General features: G+C 69.5%; 20 protein-coding genes. 10 read left to right on the top strand and 10 right to left on the bottom strand.

All coding sequences use genetic code 11. The features are described 5' to 3' along the window. The first annotated feature begins 35 nt into the window (after window positions 1–35). A complete protein-coding gene (locus ACFVYA_RS33055; RefSeq protein WP_285985197.1) occupies window positions 36–593 on the top strand; it encodes a GNAT family N-acetyltransferase in 558 nt (185 codons plus the stop codon). Here ACFVYA_RS33055 and ACFVYA_RS33050 read toward each other — a convergent pair. Next, the gene (locus ACFVYA_RS33050; protein ID WP_387050616.1) at window positions 538–1716 is read right to left on the bottom strand and encodes a hypothetical protein; all 1179 of its coding nucleotides are present in this window, start codon (window positions 1714–1716) and stop codon (window positions 538–540) included. The genes ACFVYA_RS33055 and ACFVYA_RS33050 overlap by 56 nt on opposite strands. Next, a complete protein-coding gene (locus tag ACFVYA_RS33045; protein WP_387050614.1) occupies window positions 1713–2783 on the bottom strand; it encodes a helix-turn-helix domain-containing protein in 1071 nt (356 codons plus the stop codon). Before ACFVYA_RS33045 ends, ACFVYA_RS33050 begins: the two co-directional genes overlap by 4 nt. Before the next feature lie 235 nt (window positions 2784–3018). On the opposite strand from ACFVYA_RS33045, the gene ACFVYA_RS33040 reads away from it, so the two are divergent. From ACFVYA_RS33040 to ACFVYA_RS33025, 4 genes are all read left to right on the top strand, one after another. After that, window positions 3019–3639 (top strand): hypothetical protein, encoded by a 621-nt coding sequence (locus tag ACFVYA_RS33040; protein WP_285985201.1) that lies wholly within the window; start codon window positions 3019–3021, stop codon window positions 3637–3639. Between the two features lie 20 nt (window positions 3640–3659). Next, on the top strand, window positions 3660–4322 hold the full coding sequence (locus ACFVYA_RS33035) for a Crp/Fnr family transcriptional regulator (protein WP_387050612.1): 663 nt from the start codon (window positions 3660–3662) through the stop codon (window positions 4320–4322). Window positions 4323–4401: 79 nt separating this feature from the next. Further along, complete coding sequence (locus tag ACFVYA_RS33030) at window positions 4402–4674, top strand: hypothetical protein (RefSeq protein ID WP_285985203.1); 273 nt, start codon at window positions 4402–4404, stop codon at window positions 4672–4674. Then, window positions 4671–5294, top strand: a complete 624-nt coding sequence (locus tag ACFVYA_RS33025; protein ID WP_387050610.1) for a hypothetical protein — start codon at window positions 4671–4673, stop codon at window positions 5292–5294. Before ACFVYA_RS33030 ends, ACFVYA_RS33025 begins: the two co-directional genes overlap by 4 nt. A 7-nt stretch (window positions 5295–5301) precedes the next feature. On the opposite strand, the gene ACFVYA_RS33020 is transcribed toward ACFVYA_RS33025, so the two are convergent. Genes ACFVYA_RS33020 through ACFVYA_RS33010 form a run of 3 tightly spaced genes read right to left on the bottom strand, consistent with a single transcriptional unit; the run spans window position 5302 to window position 7668 of the window. Further along, window positions 5302–6345, bottom strand: a complete 1044-nt coding sequence (locus ACFVYA_RS33020; protein ID WP_387050608.1) for a thiamine-monophosphate kinase — start codon at window positions 6343–6345, stop codon at window positions 5302–5304. Then, a complete protein-coding gene (gene dcd, locus ACFVYA_RS33015) occupies window positions 6329–6925 on the bottom strand; it encodes a dCTP deaminase (RefSeq protein WP_387050607.1) in 597 nt (198 codons plus the stop codon). Before dcd ends, ACFVYA_RS33020 begins: the two co-directional genes overlap by 17 nt. Beyond that, the gene (locus ACFVYA_RS33010) at window positions 6922–7668 is read right to left on the bottom strand and encodes a hypothetical protein (RefSeq protein WP_387050605.1); all 747 of its coding nucleotides are present in this window, start codon (window positions 7666–7668) and stop codon (window positions 6922–6924) included. Before ACFVYA_RS33010 ends, dcd begins: the two co-directional genes overlap by 4 nt. Before the next feature lie 455 nt (window positions 7669–8123). On the opposite strand from ACFVYA_RS33010, the gene ACFVYA_RS33005 reads away from it, so the two are divergent. Further along, window positions 8124–9056 (top strand): hypothetical protein, encoded by a 933-nt coding sequence (locus tag ACFVYA_RS33005; RefSeq protein WP_387050603.1) that lies wholly within the window; start codon window positions 8124–8126, stop codon window positions 9054–9056. Between the two features lie 263 nt (window positions 9057–9319). Here ACFVYA_RS33005 and ACFVYA_RS33000 read toward each other — a convergent pair whose 3' ends face one another. Continuing rightward, the gene (locus ACFVYA_RS33000; protein ID WP_387050601.1) at window positions 9320–10588 is read right to left on the bottom strand and encodes a helix-turn-helix transcriptional regulator; all 1269 of its coding nucleotides are present in this window, start codon (window positions 10586–10588) and stop codon (window positions 9320–9322) included. 215 nt (window positions 10589–10803) lie between these two features. Here ACFVYA_RS33000 and ACFVYA_RS32995 point away from each other — a divergent pair, with 215 nt between their 5' ends. From ACFVYA_RS32995 to ACFVYA_RS32985, 3 genes are all read left to right on the top strand, one after another. Further along, the gene (locus ACFVYA_RS32995; protein WP_387050599.1) at window positions 10804–12060 is read left to right on the top strand and encodes a glycosyltransferase; all 1257 of its coding nucleotides are present in this window, start codon (window positions 10804–10806) and stop codon (window positions 12058–12060) included. Continuing rightward, window positions 12060–13901, top strand: a complete 1842-nt coding sequence (locus ACFVYA_RS32990; protein ID WP_387050597.1) for a glycosyltransferase family 39 protein — start codon at window positions 12060–12062, stop codon at window positions 13899–13901. The genes ACFVYA_RS32995 and ACFVYA_RS32990 overlap by 1 nt, the downstream gene beginning before the upstream one ends. Before the next feature lie 310 nt (window positions 13902–14211). Next, the gene (locus tag ACFVYA_RS32985) at window positions 14212–14955 is read left to right on the top strand and encodes a hypothetical protein (RefSeq protein ID WP_387050595.1); all 744 of its coding nucleotides are present in this window, start codon (window positions 14212–14214) and stop codon (window positions 14953–14955) included. Here the strand turns inward: ACFVYA_RS32985 and ACFVYA_RS32980 are convergent. Next, window positions 14943–15677: a BTAD domain-containing putative transcriptional regulator gene (locus tag ACFVYA_RS32980; protein WP_387050593.1), complete on the bottom strand. Its 735-nt coding sequence runs from the start codon at window positions 15675–15677 to the stop codon at window positions 14943–14945. The two genes, ACFVYA_RS32985 and ACFVYA_RS32980, sit on opposite strands and share 13 nt — an antisense overlap. A 90-nt stretch (window positions 15678–15767) precedes the next feature. Between ACFVYA_RS32980 and ACFVYA_RS32975 the strand changes: the two genes are divergently transcribed. Then, the gene (locus ACFVYA_RS32975) at window positions 15768–16478 is read left to right on the top strand and encodes a PP2C family protein-serine/threonine phosphatase (protein ID WP_387050592.1); all 711 of its coding nucleotides are present in this window, start codon (window positions 15768–15770) and stop codon (window positions 16476–16478) included. A 257-nt stretch (window positions 16479–16735) separates the two neighbouring features. On the opposite strand, the gene ACFVYA_RS32970 is transcribed toward ACFVYA_RS32975, so the two are convergent. Genes ACFVYA_RS32970 through ACFVYA_RS32960 form a run of 3 tightly spaced genes read right to left on the bottom strand, consistent with a single transcriptional unit; the run spans window position 16736 to window position 17843 of the window. After that, complete coding sequence (locus ACFVYA_RS32970) at window positions 16736–17212, bottom strand: DUF2127 domain-containing protein (RefSeq protein ID WP_387050590.1); 477 nt, start codon at window positions 17210–17212, stop codon at window positions 16736–16738. A gap of 26 nt (window positions 17213–17238) precedes the next feature. After that, complete coding sequence (locus ACFVYA_RS32965; RefSeq protein WP_285985218.1) at window positions 17239–17667, bottom strand: hypothetical protein; 429 nt, start codon at window positions 17665–17667, stop codon at window positions 17239–17241. Beyond that, complete coding sequence (locus tag ACFVYA_RS32960; RefSeq protein WP_285985219.1) at window positions 17649–17843, bottom strand: zinc finger protein; 195 nt, start codon at window positions 17841–17843, stop codon at window positions 17649–17651. The genes ACFVYA_RS32965 and ACFVYA_RS32960 overlap by 19 nt, the downstream gene beginning before the upstream one ends. Window positions 17844–17858: the final 15 nt, after the last annotated feature.

Genomic DNA, 17858 nt, shown 5'->3' with positions numbered 1-17858 from the left:
ACTGGTGGTGCCCAGGCGAACAGGAGTTCCTGCTGATGACCGAGCCTCACGTACGGCGGGCCGAATCGGCAGACCTGGAATCGTTCGCCGCAGTCCTCGGAGACCGCGCTTTCTTCGACGATCGCTTCCGGCGGCAGCAGGAAAAGCACGGTGTGCTGTTCCTGGGCTGGCTGGGTCCCCTGCCCGCCGGAGCGGTCTACCTCTGGCTGGCGGAGGCGGAGGAAAAGCCGATCAGCGACCACCTGCCCGGCGTTCCCTTGATCACGCACCTGGAAGTCCACCAGGACCTGCGGCGGAACGGCGTCGGCACCGCACTGGTCCGCGAGGCCGAGCGTCGCCTCCTCGAGAAGGGCCGCTACCGGGTCGCGCTGGCGGTGCGGACCGACAACGACGACGCCGCGCGCCTGTACAAGCACCTCGGTTATCGCGACTGGGGTCACGGCGAGGTCATTTGCCTGGCGCGGAAGACCTTGCCGGACGGCACGGTCCTGACCGAGGAGGAAGTGTGTTACGTGCTGGTCAGCGACCTGGTGCCGATCACACCCGCGCCGCGGACCGAGGCCGACCCGGCTGCCGCGCCGCACCCGTGCTGACCGGTACGTCGACCCCGGCCTGAGCCAGCAGCGGGATGCCCAGCGCCTCGACGGCGTGCCCGACACCCGAACCGCCGTGGTGATCGCGCCGGAGGTCGGTGATCCGCTGCCGCCAGCGCACGCAGTCCTGCTGCCACGCACGGAGGTACCGCAGGCACAGCTCCGGCGTGATCAGCTCGCTGCGGCCGACCGCGGCCTTGAGCGCGTCGACCATCCGCGCCTGCTGGGCCGCCTCGATCGGCGACGCCTGCACCAGCTTGATCGTCTCCCGGATGATCCGGCGACGGTCGGTGAGGAACTCCCGCCAGTACGCCTTGGTGGCCTGCGCCAGGCCGAGGTGGTTGTCGAACAGCCCGAACACGCCTTCGGCCAGCGTGTCACCCAGTTCTTCCCCACGGGCACGACGGGGGTCGCGGTAGGGGTCGTAGTCCTTCTGGACCGCCTTGCCCGTGGTCGCGGACGGCCGCAGTTTCATGCCGTCCAAAAGGAAGAACCAGTCTTCGTTGTAGATGTTGGGGAAGAACGAACTGAAGGCCGCTTCCCCCACCGCTAGCGCGCCGCCGCCGATGAAGGTGTCCTGCTTCCGCCCGGCGTCCCGGATCGCGTGGCACACGACGGAGTTGTCCGGCATCCCCGCGTTGGCCAGCCCGACCACCGGGTATTCGCCGAGCAGGCCGGCCGCGACGCCGAGGTCCGCGGGGTTCGGCAGCTCGATGTCGTCGTCGAGGAAGAGGATCCGCTTCCAGCCGGCCAGCACCGCGATGAGCAGCCCCAGGTTGCGCTTGAAGCTGGTGTCGGTCTGCCGCCGGAACCGGGTGAAACGCACGACCTGGTCGGTGGCGAACTCCGGAACCAGCCCCGGGTTCAGCAGATCGGTGTCGATGGCGAGCGCGCCGACTCCGGCGCTCTTCGCCTCGAGGATCGCGCCGGAGATCGTCGACAGCTTGCTGCACAGGAAGAGCAGGAAGGCATCGTGTTCCTTGGCCGCGGCGATGGCCTGCCGCAGGTAGGCGGCCGGGCGCGCGGTGGGCACGATGATCGCGTCCATCGCCGCACCGGAGACGTCCTCGGTGTCGAAGTGCGCCAGGAGGTCCTGGTGCGACTCGTGCTGCCGCGGGTTCACGCGGCGGCCTCGGGCCACTCGTGCAACCGGTTCTCCTCGAGGGTCCAGTCGGGGGTCAGCCCCTGTCCCCCGACGACAGGCACGCGGCTGATGATGCTGAAGGATTCCACATCGCCGAACCGGTCTTGCACGTACGCGATGTTACGGTCGCGGAAACGCGCGTCCGTCAGCGCGCGAACCGCTCCGAGAGTGCCACGACCGTACATACCATTGCACACGGTCACAGTGCGCTTTCGGTTGAACGGACTTTCGCCGCGGTAGAAGTGCGCGACGTCCTCGAGCAGGTGTTCCCGCCGGTCGAGCTTGGGTTCGAACAGCTTCGGACGCCCGTCCTGCTGCACCCGGAACCCGCCGTGTTCGGCGTCGTCCACCCGGCCGACCTGCTCCACCGGGAGGTCCACCCGCTCGATCACGTCCCGGGTCACCGAGTTCCAGTCCACGCCGCCCAGCAGGACGAGGTGGCTCGTGTAGTCGTCGGCCGTCAGCTCCTCGCTGGTGCAGAACTTGACGTTGTTGTCCGGGTTGCGCGCGCGGATGTGCCCGAACAGCTCGATCAGCGCGTCCGGGTCGGCGTAGGTGTAGAGCGAGACGAAGTCGGCGCTCTCCGGGTCCGCGTAGGACAGGTTCTTCCGGTACTTCTCCGGGAGCCGGGCGCAGACGATCGTGATGTTCTGGCCTTGTTCGAACGTCCAGATGTCGGCCACCGGGGCCGGCGACGCCACCAGCTCCCGGCCTTCGCGGAGCTCCAGGAGCTCGTCCAGGAGTTCCGCACGCCGCGCTCGCTCCCCGTCCGTCAGTTGTCCGATGGGGAGGACGCGCAGCGTGCCGCCGTCCAGCGACCGCCGGGTCGCGAACAGCGTCGCGTAGGCGTCGAGCCGCCGGGTCGGCGGCGTCACCGGCTTCTCCGTGTTCTCCCACGACGAGATCAAGGAGATGCTGAGGGACTTGTTCCCCCCGAGGGCCTTGGCGAGCTGAGCCTGGGTGATCCCGGCCTCGGGCCACTGGTTCTCGCGCAGCGCGCGCAGGCGGTGAGCGAGCGCGGACCACTGCGGCTGAGCTGAGGACACGACGTGGGCCGCCCTTCAGGAAATTTCAGTACTCCCGACGAGGGCGCCAATACTACTCCCCGTCACTAGAAGCTCGATGGTCGCCCCGCCGAACCTGGGACTGAAACGTTACGCCTGCTCGAACTCCCTGGCACCGAACAGATAACACCGATTCATCTCAGTTGATCCGGGGTACTTCACGCCTTACAGTCTCCTTGACTGAACTTCAGTTCTAACCTGAAGGCAGGAGCAGGCCATGAGTAGTCCAGCACAGCACGTCCCCCTCCACCGGGCCATGGTGGCGGTCGACATCGAAGGCTCGACGACGCGGACGAACCCCGCCAGGGCCCGCCTCCGCACCGTCCTGTTCGAGCTGCTGGACGAGGCCTTCCTGGCCGGCGGGATCACCAAGAAGTTCCGCGACGGCTTCGTCGACCGGGGTGACGGCGCGCTGTGCCTGGTCCGGCCCGTCGACCAGGCCCCGAAGCCGGTGCTGCTCACCACCGTCGTCCCCACCCTGGCGGAACTGCTGGACAAGCACGCCGAGAGCCATCCGGAGCTCGCCTTCCGGCTCCGGGTCGCCGTGCACGCCGGCGAGGTGCACTACGACACCCGCGGCCCGTACGGCGAGGACGTCGACATCGTCTGCCGCTTCGTCGACGCGCGGGAACTCCGGCGGCAGCTGAGTATCACGGCCGCTCCGCTGGTGCTCGTCATTTCACCGGAGATGCACCGCTCGGTCGTCCGGCACGGCTACCCGGGGATCGACCACACCGCGTACTTCCAGACGGTGCCGATCAAAGTCGGCACCCAGCGGCTCCGCGGATGGCTCCACGTCCCGGAAGCCGCGCACCGCCAGGAGGACATGCCCGCGTAGCGCGAAAAGAGGTGGGGACCGTGGAACCGACGGGCTTCTGGGCCGAACTGGCCCCGGCCGATCGCCGCAAGGTGGCGGAGTCCGCCACGCGCCGCTCGTTCCGGCGCGGGCAGACCGTGTGCCGGGAAGGCGACCTCTCCAGGGTCGTGCTGGTGCTGCTGTCCGGGCACGTGCGGATCGTCCACGGCACGCCGGACGGGCGCGACGTCGTCGTCGGGGTGCGCGGTGCCGGTGACGTCATCGGGGAGCTCGCCGCGATCGATGACCTGCCGCGTTCGGCGACCGTCGAGGCGCTCGACGACCTCGACGTGCTCGAGATCCCCGGCGACCGGTTCGCCGCGCTGTGCCGGACGCGGTCGCGGATCTCCTGGGCGCTGCTGCTCGTGCTCTCGGCCCGGCTGCGCTCGGTCGGCAGGCAGTGGCTGGACGTCGGCGGTGGGGCCGCGGCGCGGCGGGTGGCGGCGCAGCTCATGCAACTGGCCGTCCAGCACGGCGTGCCACGCGGGGACGACATCCGGATCGCGGTCCCGGCCACCCAGGCCGAACTGGCGATGACCGCGGCGATCTCGCGGGAGTCCTGGGCGCGCGCGACGCGCGACCTGCGCCGCCGCGGGGTGATCAGCACCGGCAGAAGACAGGTGACGATCCACCGCATGGCTGAACTTCGACGACTGGCGAGCTGAATCCCGCGCTCTGTGTCAGCTGACACAAAGCGACCGGCGAGCCGGAGGTTTCCTGGATCCACGGCAGAGGAGGGCTTTCATGGACCCCTACACCACCGCACCGGGCCGGAGCCGCTGGCGCCGGGGCGTCTACGCGGCCGGTCTCGTCATCCCCTTCACCGCGTCCCAGCTTTGGGCGCTGCTGGTGCTGTTGCGGCTCGCCCCGCTCGACGGGTTGGTCGGGCAGGCCTTCGTCCTCGTCCTGGTGGGCTCCGCCGCCGCGATCTGGGCCGGCTGGCGCTGGACCTGGCAGCTCGGCCGCGACCGCGACCTCAAACCCGAGCCCGCCCCGAAGACCCGGATCCCGACATGACGTCCGGGCCGGTCATCGTCGCCGCCCTCGTGCTGGCCTCCGGTGCCGGGCGTCTCCTGCGCCACCTCGGCGGCCTCCTGCGCCGCCGGCCGACCGAAAGGAGCACGGAAATGACCAGCACGCCTCCGACCTTCCCGCTGCGGATCTACCACTGGCGATGGGAAATCCTGGCCGTGACGCTGCTCCCCTACGGCGTGGTGACCTTCGCCCTCTGGGCCGGCCCGCTCCGGGCGTCGGCGGTCCTCGCCGCCGCGCTCGGCCTGGCGGTGCTGCGCCGCCGCCAGGTGCAGGACCGCATCCACGCGATCCGGCTGCAGCACCGGCTGCGCGCGGTGTTCCCCCACCTGCGCCTGCCCGGCGGCCGCCTCCCGGCGATCCTGTGGAGCCGCCCCCGCGGCGGCGACATCGTCGTGTCGCTGTTCGGCCGGGAAGCGTTCGAGCACCTGCACCGGAACCGCACGGTCCTGGCCGCCGCCTGCGCGGTCCCGGAGGTGTACGTCGACCGCCACCCCCGGTACGCCGGCCTGGTGACGCTGACGATCAGCCCGACGGCCCCGAAGCGCGAACCGGGCCGGGCGTCCCTGCCGAGCAACGTGGTGCCGCTGCGGGCGCACAGCTGAGCCGGGTTCAGCGCCCCAGCACGTCGGCGAGCATGGTGGACAGTTCGCCGCCGTGCCACGAACCGGCCGAGAACCGCTCCTGGGCGATACCCCGCCAAGGAGCGGTTCCCACGGCCAGCTGCAGGTCAGTCGTGAGCGTCCCGATCTCCTGCGCCGCGACACCTTCTTCGCGCAGGACCTTCGTCACCAGGTCGACGTCCGCGGCACAGACCACTGTGACCAGGCCCCAGTCACCCCAGGTCTGGGCGAGGTCGAACGGAGGTACACCGCATTGGGCGGCCACTTCGGCCACGGGCTCGTCGAGATCGAACACCCCGGTGACGGCTGCCCCGAGACCGTTTATCTCGCACAGCGTGCGGACCGTGGCAAAAAGTCCGTCGGAGACGTCCATCGCCGCCCGCGCGAGCCCGGTGGCGGCCAGCACTGCACCCGCCTTCAGCTGAGCCATCGGACGGCAGGCGCGCCGCCAGACCTCGTCCCGGACCGCCGCCGGGAGCGTCGCCCGACCGGTCTCCACCAGCGCCGCGGCCCAGAGGTATCCGGGCGAGCCGACGAGCAGCAGCCGGTCCCCTGCCCGCGCCGCGGACCGCCGCAACCTGCTGCCCGGAGCACACCGCCCGACGGCCGTCGCGGACAGCTGCACGACGGCGCCGTCCCGGATGTCCCCGCCCGCGACCTTCGTGCCGTGCGCGGCACAGCATTCGTCGACGCCGTCGAGCAGCCGCTCGAACGCTCGCACCGTGGTCGTCTTGGGCAACGTGTAGTTGACGACGAGACCCAGCGGCGCGGCGCCGGAAGCAGCAAGGTCTGAGAGGTTGATCGTGGCCAGGAGCCAACCCGCGTTGTAGAGGTCTGGTTCGCGCAGAAGGTCGACGACGGGAGCGGGGCAACTGTCGGTCGTTGCGACCAGCTCGCTCGGCGTGCTCACCGCGCCGAGCAGAGCGCTGTCGTCGCCGAAACCTTCGGTGCCGCCGTACCTCGGCCGAAGGACTTTCTCCTGGATGCCCCGCTCACCCAGGTCGCCGAGGCATGACTCAGTGCTGCCGAACATGGTCCGCCAATCGGGACGCGACCACCGCGTGGTCGCTTGAGTAGTTGTGCGGCATGGCGCCATAGGGCAACTCGCTCCCGGTCGTGGCGAACAACATGAGATTGCAAATCCGCGTCCCGGGATACAGCAGAACCGAGTGGCTCAGGTGGTTGACGATCTCGAGAGTCAGTACGGCGCCGCTCGTGTATCCGAAGCCGGGACTTACCTGCCCGCAGAGCACGACGCTGATGCCAAGCCGCGCATAATCGCTGGTTCCGTCCACCAGGCCGGCGAGATTCCCGGACAGGCCGATCCGCTCCCACGTCGGGGCGAGCACCAGTTCACCGGGCTCCACGACGAATCTCCCTTCGACGTCGGCATCCTTGGCCACCAGATCCGGATAGGTCGCACGGTCGGCGATGTCCACCGGCCCCACAGTGTGCAACCCGAACGCTTCGGCTCCGAGACGCAGGCTGATCGCAGCCGGGCGAATGAGAGCAGGCTCGAAGGGTTCGACGAGCAACTCACCCTCGGCACGAGCGCGCCGGATGGCTCGATCGGTCAGCACCCCTTCGTGCTTGCCGCGCGAGCGTCGCTTCATTGAAGAGAACCGCATCCGCCGACCCCGGAAATGACCGCCTTCACCAGCAGCCGGAAATCCGCTACCGAGAGCGCACGGTTGGGTTGGTCTTCACTCTGCCCCGGCGCGCAGAAAACGGCTGTGGTCGGCACGCGGTGCGGGCCTTGGACGACCACCGTGGCGGTCAAATCTCGCCCGAGTGGCTCGGCGGTGTGGATGACGTGGGTATCGCAGGAGTAGACGCTACCGCGAGACAGATGCCGCGGCTTCACCTGCACCAGCCGGACAGCACCGTCGAAGACCAACGTTGCCGGGTTCACCTCGTCGATGCCATAGCGATAACGGGTGAATAGATCTCCCTCGTCAGCGACTTCACGATACTCCGGCATGACCATGCCCTGGCCGGTGAGCAGGGTGGAGGCGAAGTCCCATCGATGGCTGTGGGGGTTCATCTCGCCTCGCACTGACGCGGCCGACTCGGGCCAGACATGCATACGGATCTTGAATTCCGACACGGCCGATGTGTGCAAAACCAGTTTGGCGAAGCCGTTGGGATGCCAATACGAACGCGCCACGACCGCCCGGACCGCCTCGGCATCACGGGTCAAGCTCGCCAGCCAGCACACGAACCCCTGCGGATCACGACTCACTGCTTCAGCTGCTGCGACCAGCCGCGGCATCCGGGGGCCGTCTTCACCAAGCAACGTGGCGAGATTGCCCACGAAACGAGACTCGGCGGTACCGGAATCCAGGAAGACACTCACAGCTGGCGCTCACTCCTCCCGACACTGGTGGCCGACAGCGTCGACCACGAGCGGCACCGTGCCGGGGCAACCGATCGCCCGGCGGCCGGCGTCGTCACCTCATGGGAATGTGTCATGGTCATCATCACCGCAACGTACTGTCGCAGCAACCGTCATACGACTTCGCCATGACCACTTCCTCGACGCGACGACCTCCGGATCCACACGCATGATAACTCTCACCCAGGACCTCCGCGCCGGATTCCGGATGCCGACCACACTCACCATTGTTGCGTCAAGAAGCCATCAGAGTGGACATCCAGTAGCAGAAAACGGACGAACGTCAACGACGACGAGAGGCAGAAATGACCATGGACCAGCAGACTCCGCGTTCCGCATCGGGCCGACAGCCCGGTAGAACCACACGACTGCGCCGTGGACTACGCCGAGATCCCGAACAACTGGTCATCCTCATCGTGGCCGCGACCGTGGCCATTCTTGGCGCAACCGATACCGTCGGCGACGTCAAGACACTTCTCGCGGCCACTCTGGCGACGTTGGCACTCTTGGGGTTCTCCTTGTTCAAGCAAGCCATGCGCCAGGAGACGAACGATCAGCGCCTCGCCCAGCTGACACGGTCGATGGACGCGGCGAAGAAGGGGATTGACGAAGTCGAACGCGCTTTGACGGCCAGCTCTTCCGTTGCTGAACTGACCTCACTGGCGTCGAGGCAGAAGGCTTTCGAGATAGCCATGAGCACCGCGAACATGTGGCAGTTCCGAGGCGGAACCGGCTCGTTCACCCGGGCCTGGACACTGCCCGGACTGGCCGCCCGCGCTCGCGAGAGCAGCACCGGGACCCACTGGCAGGTACAACTACAGATTTTGGACCCAGAAAACACATCCCGCTGTCAGGAGTACGCCGAGTACCGCACCAAACTCTCTCGACGTCCAGGCAAAACCGTTCTGGACGAGTGGACTACGGAGTACGTGCAGACGAGCTGCCTGGCAACCATATTCGCCGCTCAATGGTATCAGCAACATGAATTCTTGCTGGTAGAAATAAAGTTGAGGTCAGAATTCTCGACACTGCGTCACGACATCTCGCCCGACTCGATAATCATCACCAACGAAGACATCCAGTTCCCCGCACTGCAAATACACCGCAGAGGGGAGGCGTCGGCACTGTATAATGCGTACCGCGCCGATTTCGATCTCACCTTCACGTCGCACGAGGCCCGGCTGAAGGTTAAGACCGCTGTCAGAGTGCCCGCGGACAAAGACCAGGTGACAGAGGGGCACGTCCACCAGGTACTCCGGAACGTGGGAGTCGCCGAGCAGACCCTCGACGACCTCTCGATGGGCTCGGTCCGCGAGCTGGCCATGAACGCCAGGAACCCCTACTTCTAGGTCGACCGTTTGAAGTACCCGGCGCTGGTCACGCTGACAATCTGCACCACCGCGGCGTGGTGCGACCCTGGACGTGCGATGTCGCCGGGCAAGGGGCGCGCCGCTGCGAGTGCGCAGTTGAGTGATGGAGTTCGGCGTACAAGAGCCAAGGGACCGCCAAACGCCGGACCCCTCACTCGGCACGCTTGCCCTCGCTCTACTGAGTAGGCCGGCTGGCAACAGCTTCCGACGTACGAGCGGATTACGCGGCCAAGATCCTCAAGTCAACGAGGCCATCTCCATTCTTCGGCTGAGTAGGCGAGGACCTTGGAGACCGGGCAGGCCAGCGCGACCGCACGCAATGCCGTCACGGCGTCGAGGGTCATCCAGACAGGGAGATCGCCGCTGCCCCAGGCCCAGAGGCCGCGCCCAGGTTCGTAGCGTTCCCACAACGAGTCGAGCGCGCGGCTCAGCCTGGCCACCGGCACCTGGGGCGCCTCAGCCAATGCCTGGAGAACCCACGCGGCCGTGAAGTGCTTGATCGTGACGCGCACGTCCGGCCGCCCTCCCGGCTGCGGCAAGGCCAGGTGCTCCGAGACGTTCTCGTCAGGGTGAACCCGCTCGACGAGCCATCGGGTGCCGACCTCGACGGCGTCGGAGACTTCGTCGCTGCCACGCCCGGAGCGCAGCAACTCGCGCAGGGCGACCACCGCCCGCGCGGTCTGCACGGTGGACGGCTCCGGAGCGACCAGCGCCCCTTCCTTCTTCTCGCCCCAAAGCGGGACGCCGTTGCGGTCGAGCCGGGCGGCGAGGAGATCGTCCGTCAGGCGCCGGGTGAGCGCGGCATCCGGCCCGAGCCGGACGGAAGTGCGCAGTGCGGACGAGAGCAGGAACGGCCGCGTCCGGGTGCGGTCGTCGAGGGAACGCTCGAGGTGAGCCAACCCCTCTTCGGCCGTGAGGATGGTGCTGGCCTGGAACAGGGCGTCCACGACCGCCGCCGTGACCTCGGGGCGGCGGCCCTTCAACCGGCCTTGCCAGCCGAAGTCGGAACGCCGGCCGTAAAGTTCTTTCACGACTGTATGCAGGTCGATGCAGGGCTCGCCTACCACGACCATGGCCAGGACCCCGTGCGCGGTGGCGAACGTCGTGTGCGGGCCCCGCTCTTGGAGGTTGCACCGCCAGCCGACGGCGCGACCGTTCTCGTCGCGGATCACCTGTCCAGCGATGGCGGCCCCGGCCCGGCGAAAGACCTCGAGCAGGGAGCCCGCGGTGGTCAGCGTCCCAGCGGTCACCGGCCCCGGCGATCGGGCCGCTTCGACCATCTCCACCAGGTTGTTTCCCGCGCGGAAGTACTCGTCGAGCAGTTGAGCCTTCTTCGCCGACGGCAAATATCGCCCGGTTTCCCACTGAACCAGGTTCGCGCGGCTGACGCGAACCTTCCCGGCCACGTCCGCCTGCGTCTCCCCGGCGGCTTTGCGCAGCCGGCGCAGTTCGGCGCCTACGTCCTCGGCAGTTACCACATCAGAACCTGCCGGCCGCGGCGCGGTCGGCATCGACTGTAGGTCAGCACTCTCCACTCAAGCCACCCACCCGGGTAGGAGACCCAGGTCGGCGGAAAGACGAGCCACGATACCAGCGTATCCGACGGTCACCAGGGAGCAAAGGCGCTGACTAGCTGCTTCTGGCGCAAGAGGTAGAGGGCGTAGCGCACAGGAACCGCACAGAGAGATCACACGGTCACCAAAGCGGCGGCCGCGATCGTGGGGGCATGACAGCCACCGCCCCCGCATCGCGGCCCGGGACCGTCCCGGTCGATCTGGCCGGCCCGCAGCCCGTTCTCGACGTCGTCATCCCGGTCTACAACGAAGAGACCGACCTCGAACCGTGCATCCGCCGGCTGCACGCTCACCTGGCCGAGCACGTCTCCTACCCGTACCGGATCACCGTCGCCGACAACGCGAGCACCGATGCGACGCTGCAGGTGGCCGAACGACTGGCCCGGGAGTTCCCGGAGGTGGCCGTCCACCACCTCGACGAGAAGGGCCGCGGCCGCGCGCTCAACGCCGTGTGGCAGGCCTCGGACGCCGCCGTGCTCGCCTACATGGACGTCGACCTCTCCACCGATCTCGCCGCGCTCGCGCCGCTCGTCGCGCCGTTGCTGTCCGGGCACTCCGATCTCGCCATCGGCAGCAGGCTCGCCCGGGGAGCGCGAGTGGTGCGCGGCCCGAAGCGCGAGTTCATTTCCCGGTGCTACAACCTGATCCTCCGCTCGACGCTCGCCGCGAAGTTCAGCGACGCACAGTGCGGGTTCAAGGCCATCCGCGCCGACGTCGCCCGTGAACTGCTGCCGCACGTGGTGGACACCGGCTGGTTCTTCGACACCGAGCTGCTCGTCCTGGCGCAGCGCGCCGGGCTGCGGATCCACGAGGTGCCGGTCGACTGGGTCGACGACCCGGACTCTTCAGTCAACATCGTCAAGACGGCCACCGAAGACCTCAAGGGCATCGCCCGCGTCACCAAGGCCACCTTCACCGGGGACATCCCGGTCAGCAGGCTGCGCGAGCAGCTCGGCAGGCAGCCGATCGGCGTCGACGCGCCCGGCGTGCCGCCGCGGCTGGTGACGCAGCTGGTGCGGTTCGCCGCCATCGGCGTCAGCAGCACCCTCGCCTACCTCGTGCTGTTCCTGCTGCTGCGCACGGTCGTCGGCGCGCAGCCGGCGAACTTCGCCGCGCTGCTGGTGACGGCGATCGGGAACACCGCGCTGAACCGGCGGCTGACATTCGGCATCCGCGGCCGCGCCGGCGCCGGACGCCACCAGTTCGAAGGGCTGATCGTGTTCGGGCTCGGGCTCGCGCTGACGAGCGGAGCACTGGCCCTGCTCAACGGATCCACCACCCCCGGCCTCGTCCTGGAGCTCACCGTGCTGGTGCTGGCGAACCTCGCCGCCACGGTGCTCCGGTTCCTGCTCCTGCGCGGCTGGGTGTTCAACCCGCGCCGCCAGGCCACCTCTCCGAAGGAGTACTGATGACCACCGTCCTGCCCGCTCCGGTCACCGAGCCCAGGCACCGCAAGGAGTCCGGCGCGCACGCACCGCCGCGCTGGGTCCGCCCGGCCGCGTTCGGGCTGCTGGCCGCGACCGCGCTGCTGTACTTGTGGAACCTCACCGCGTCCGGCTACGGCAACTCCTTCTACGCCGCCGCCGTCCAGTCCGGGACGCAGAGCTGGAAGGCGTGGCTGTTCGGCTCGCTGGACTCCGGGAACGTGCTGACCGTCGACAAGCCGCCCGCGGCCCTGTGGGTCGGCACGGCGTTCGCCCGGATCTTCGGCTTTTCGAGTTTCACCGTGCTGGCGCCGCAAGCTCTCATGGGTGTCGCCTCCGTCGGGATCCTCTACCTGACGGTGAAGCGGACTTCCGGCCCGGTCGCGGGGCTGCTGGCCGGGGCGGTGCTGGCGGTGACGCCGGTCGCGGCGCTGATGTTCCGCTTCAACAACCCGGACGCGCTGCTGGTGCTGCTGATGGTCGCGGGCGCCTACTTCGTCGTGCGGGCCACGGAAACGGCGAGCCCGCGGTGGCTGGCGCTGGCCGGGGCCGCGATCGGGTTCGGGTTCCTGACGAAGATGATGCAGGCGTTCCTGGTGCTGCCGGCCTTCGGCCTGGTGTACCTGCTCGCCGCGCCGACGTCGCCGGGCAAGCGGCTGCTGCACCTCGGCGGTGCGGTCGTGGCGCTGGTCGTCTCGGCGGGCTGGTTCATCGCGCTGGTGGACCTGTGGCCGGCGACGTCGCGGCCGTACATCGGCGGGTCCGAAGGGGACAGTCTGCTCGAACTCGCCTTGGGCTACAACGGGTTGGGCCGCATCTTCGGCGGCGAGGGCAACGGCGGCGGCATGGGTGGCGGCGGCATGGGCGGCAACACCGGCTTCGGCGGGTCGACGGGCCTGTTCCGGATGTTCGGGGCCAGCTTCGGCACGGAGGTGTCGTGGCTGTTGCCGGCCGCGCTGATCGGGCTGGTGGCCGGGCTGTGGTTCACGCGCCGCGCGCCGCGGACGGACCGGACCCGGGCGGCGCTGGTGCTGTGGGGTGGCTGGCTGGTCGTGACGGCGCTGGTGTTCAGTTTCATGAGCGGCACGGTGCACCCGTACTACTCGGTGGCGCTGGCACCGGCGATCGCCGCGCTGGTCGCGGTTTCGGGCCGCGCGCTGTGGCAGGGCCGGGCGCACCCGGCGCCGCGGGCCGTGCTGGCCGGGATGGTCGTGGCGACGGCGGTGTGGTCGTTCATCCTGCTGGACCGGACGCCGGAGTGGTTCCCGGCGCTGCGCTGGATCGTCGCGGTGCTCGGGGTGCTGGTGGGCACGGTGCTGGTGATGGGCGTGCCGGCCTCGCGCCGGGTGGTCGCGGTCGTGGCGGCGGCGGTGGTCCTGACGATCGGCGTGTCATCCGCGGCGTACGGCGTCGAGACGGCGTCGGTGGCGCACAGCGGCTCGATCCCGACGTCGGGTCCGACTTCGAGCGCCATGGGCGGTGGCTTCGGGGGCGATCCTGACTCGTCGTCGAGCGCCATCGGCGCCCTGCTGGCGAAGACGACGACGAAGTGGGCCGCGGCGACGACGGGTTCGCAGAGCGCAGCCTCGCTGGAGCTGGCGAGCGGCAAGGCGGTGATCGGCATCGGCGGCTGGAGCGGTTCGGACCCGGCCCCGACGTTGGCCGAGTTCAAGGCGTACGTGGCCGCGGGTGAGGTCAAGTACTACGTCGAAGGTGGCCGAGGAGGTGGGCCGGGTGGCGGATCGTCGGAGATCACCGAGTGGGTGACGGCGAACTTCACCGCCACCACCGTGGACGGCCAGACGGTGTACGACCTGCAGAGCTGAAGTTCGCGAAGGGGTCGTGAGTCCGCTCACGGCCCTTTCGCGTGCAGGTGGTGACTGACGTCGCCGACGAGGTCGACCGTGGCTCGTCGTTCGGTGAACCGCCAGCCGCTCTCCCCTCGCGTGAACCGGTCCGCGCAGCATCCGTTCGACCTCCGCGGCACCCCGCGTCGACCAGCGCCGCGTAAGAAAAGACCAGGTTTTCCAGCGCGTGGCAGTCGTCCACGGAAACGATCTTACAGAGAAAGTATAGAAATCTTCCGTACCGTGGCGGCGAACGGCGGCAGGGGGCCGCCGGGCCGAGGGGGACACCATGGATCGCCGTAGTCTGCTCAAAGCCGGGGCCGCCACCGTGGCCGGGGTTGCGCTCGCCGCGACCGGGACCGGAACCGCGCTGGCCGACAGCGGCCTGCCGCCCGTGCCCGGGATGCTCGGGGACCGGCGGGCCAACGAACTCTGGTACCAGCTCGACGAAATCTCGCTTTACCACCCGTCTCAGGAAGTCCAGGACGCCTACGCCGTGCTCTTCCCCTTCATCCAGGAGAACGCTCCGGAAGGCCTTTACGAGAAATGGCGGGAGCTGAGCCGGGAACCCGCGTACCCGGCGAACTACGCCGAGTTCGCCAAGCCGGTCGAACAGCCGCTGCGCGTCCTCTCGAAGCTGCAGCTCGACAACTTCGACCACTTCTACCGCGGTGACGAAGCCGGGCTCGTCAGGGCCTTCGCCGCCTTCGGGCAGGGGATCCTCTTCGACCCGCGGCGCGCGCCGGAAGAGTCGGAGGTGCACACCATGAACGGGAACCCGCCCCACGGCTACCACTTCTGGCACTCCGTCCTGCGCGCCCAGATGGTCCTCGGCATCGACCGGCACCGGTGGGCGCGGCTCGACCCGATGATCGGCTTCGGCTGGGCACTGCAGTCCATCGCGAAACCCGACCACCGCCACGTCAACCCCGGCCTGCCGCGTGAGCAGGTCCGCGCGCTCGCCCGGTACTGGCTGCCGCGCTCGCCTGCCGAACTCGACGGCGACTTCCAGTCGGCGCCCTACCCCGCCTGAGCGTCCAGGACCCGCTGGTACGCCGCCCGCAGCGCCGGCCCCGGCGTCATCCCGAGCCGTTCGTCGAGGAGGCGGCGGCCGCGGTGGTACACCGCCACCGCGTCCGCCGGCCGTCCGCCGGCGCAGAGCGCGGCCATGAGCAGGGCCCGCGCGCGTTCCCGCATCGGGTGTTCGAGGACGAACGCGGTCGCGTCGGGTACCGCGCGCAGGTGCTCGCCCGCCGCGATGTCGGCTTCGAGCCGGCCCTCCAGCACGGTCAGCCGCAGCTCGTCGAACCGCGCCGCCTCGCCGGCGCGCAGCGGTTCGGCGACGCCCGCGAGCACCGGACCGCGCCACAGCTCCAGTGCGGCGCGGAACAGTGCCGCCGCGCGGGCCGGGCGGTCCGCGCGGAGCTCGTCGTGGCCCGACGAAGCCAGCCGCTCGAACTCCTCGGCGTCGACGGTCCCGCCCGGCGTCAGCAGGTAGCCACCGCCGGTGCGGAAGAGCCGCGCCGGGCGGCCGAGGGCCTTGCGCAGGCGCGAGACGTAGGTGCACACCCGCGCGTCGACCGTCGACGGCCGTTCGCCTTCCCACAGCAGCGAAATCAGCCGTTCGTCGGGCACCACGCGCCCGCGGGCCAGCAGCAACGCCGCCAGCAGCGTCCGCGGTTTGCACCCGCCGAGCGCGGCCGCACGGCCGTCGGCGCGCGAGACCGCCAGCGGCCCGAGAATCCGGAACTCCATCCCCACCCCCTTTCCAACGTACCCGGAAAGTCTCAGCCGCCCCTTAGGTTCGGCGCGGATCATGGAGGCAGAGGGGTTGAGGAGGCCGCGATGATCACCACACGTCCGGGTTACCCACGCTGGCACACCGCGAGTGCGCAGGGGCCGCGCTCACTCAACGCCGACGCCGTCGGGGCGTACGCCGCCGCCGGCGGCCCGGGTATCGCGTTCGCGCTCGCCGACGGCGTCGGGGACGATCCCGCCGCCGCACACGCCGCCCGCACCGCCGCCGCGGCCGCCGCGCGCACGCCGGTCCACAAAGGACCGGTCGAGGCGGTGCTCGCCGCGCAGCGGGCGGTGCGCGAGCAGACGCTCGGGGACGCGGTGCTCGTCGTCGCCATGCCGGCCGGGCACGGTGGGTACCGCATCGCCTGGGTGGGTGACGCCCGCGCGTACGCCTGGGACGGCACCACGCTGAGCCGCCTCACCACGGACCACACGCTCGCCGAGTTCTTCCGCGCCCGCCACCAGCCGGTGACGCCGCGGATGGAGCACGTGGTCACCACCAGCGTCCGCACCGCCGACGCGCACGAGATCGGCACGGCGGAGACGACGAGCCCGGGCCTGCTGCTGACCAGCGACGGCGTCCACAAGCCGCTCACGGGCAGCGGTATCCGCGCGCTACTGGCGCAGCCGGGCACGGGCGCAACGGAACTGGTCGAAGCCGCCCTCGCTCGCGGCGGCTCGGACAACGCGACCGCCCTCTACGTCGAACCCCTGAAGGTCGACAGCACGACGGTCCGATTTCCCGTCGCCGCGTGAACCGGGCCCGGACTCACCGGCCTCGCCTGGCTCCGGGCTGAGGTAACGACTCGCGCGCGGTAACGGCTCGCTCCCTGCCCACTCCCGGACCCCAGCCGACCGGCCACACCCCCCTGCCGAACCGATACGCAGCCGCCTCAGCGGCCGCCAGGCCGGGTCAAGGCACGCTTTCCCGCCTTGACGCGGTCTGGCGGCCGTTGAACAATCCGGCGTTCGGGCCGGCGGGGGAAACCCCGGCAGCCCCGATCCGGCCGGCCTCAACCGCGCTTGAGCTGCCGGTACTCCCGCAACACGAGAACAACGATCACGACGTCGAGTGCGGCGAAGAACGGCAGCGCGATCGAGTGGGTGTGCACCGCGCGGAAGATCTCGTAGACGACGAACGCGGCGAGGATGACCGCGGCAACGGGGTAGGCGCGGACGATCTTGCGGGCCAGCGCCCACACGAGGCCGAGCTTGATCAGCCCGTGGGCGAGCAGGTACGCGACCGCGAAGGTCTTCGTGTCGCCGTGGAGGAAGTTCTCCGTCGCCGATTCGAGGTGGCGCGCCAGCGTGCCCGACGGGTCGCCGAGCAGGTCGCGGGTGATCACGGCGTGGGTGAACCCGCTGACCGTCGAGGCGGGGATGAACGCCAGGATCAGCGCCCCGACGACCTGCAGGGCGCCGTCGAGGCCCTTGATCGCGATCGCGATCCGGAAGAACCGCTCGGTCGCCGTCGGTTTCTGCTCGGTCATACCCCCAGCTCAGCAGAAACGGCGGATCAGCGCACGTGGAGACACTTTTCGCACCGTTCGTGGCGCGCTGTCCGGCTCGTCGGGTCCGTCCCGTAGAAGGGGAAACAGGCGGCGCCGCAGACGGCGAGGAAGATCGGCCCGCACCGGAGGGGGTGCGGGCCGACCTGGTGGGCGACGGCCAGAGCGCGCCGCCGTGCGCCCGCTTCGGGGAGCCAGCCGTCGTCCGGGAGGCCGGCCCGGACCTGGGCGTCGAGCTCGTCGGCGCGGGTGATCAGGTCCCCACCGAGGTCGGCGAGCCGCTCCCCCAGGTCGCGGAGGATGTCGGGGCGCGGCACCTCCTCCCCGACGGTCCGGGCCAGCCACGCCAGATCGGGGGCGAGGGAGGCGTGCAGGTCGCGGATGCGCTCCAGCAGCCGATGATCCCGGTCGGCCTCGGTCAGCACCGCGCCAGCCACGCCGACTCGCACTCGGCGCACGTCGGGTCGAACCAGTTCCCCCCGAGCTGCGGAACATCCCTCACCGCGACGGTCACTTCTTCCCCGCACAAAGCCACGAACTGTTCCTCCGGACGCGGAGGGAACGGCCCGTCGAGCGCGTGACGCTTCCCCTCCGCCTGCTGCCACCTCAACATGATGGCCATTCAATC

The sequence above is a fragment of the Amycolatopsis sp. NPDC058278 genome (assembly GCF_042881395.1).
Taxonomy (GTDB): Bacteria; Actinomycetota; Actinomycetes; order Mycobacteriales; family Pseudonocardiaceae; genus Amycolatopsis.
Note: the sequence above shows the minus strand (reverse complement) of the source record. Positions and strands in the feature narration are given on the sequence as shown.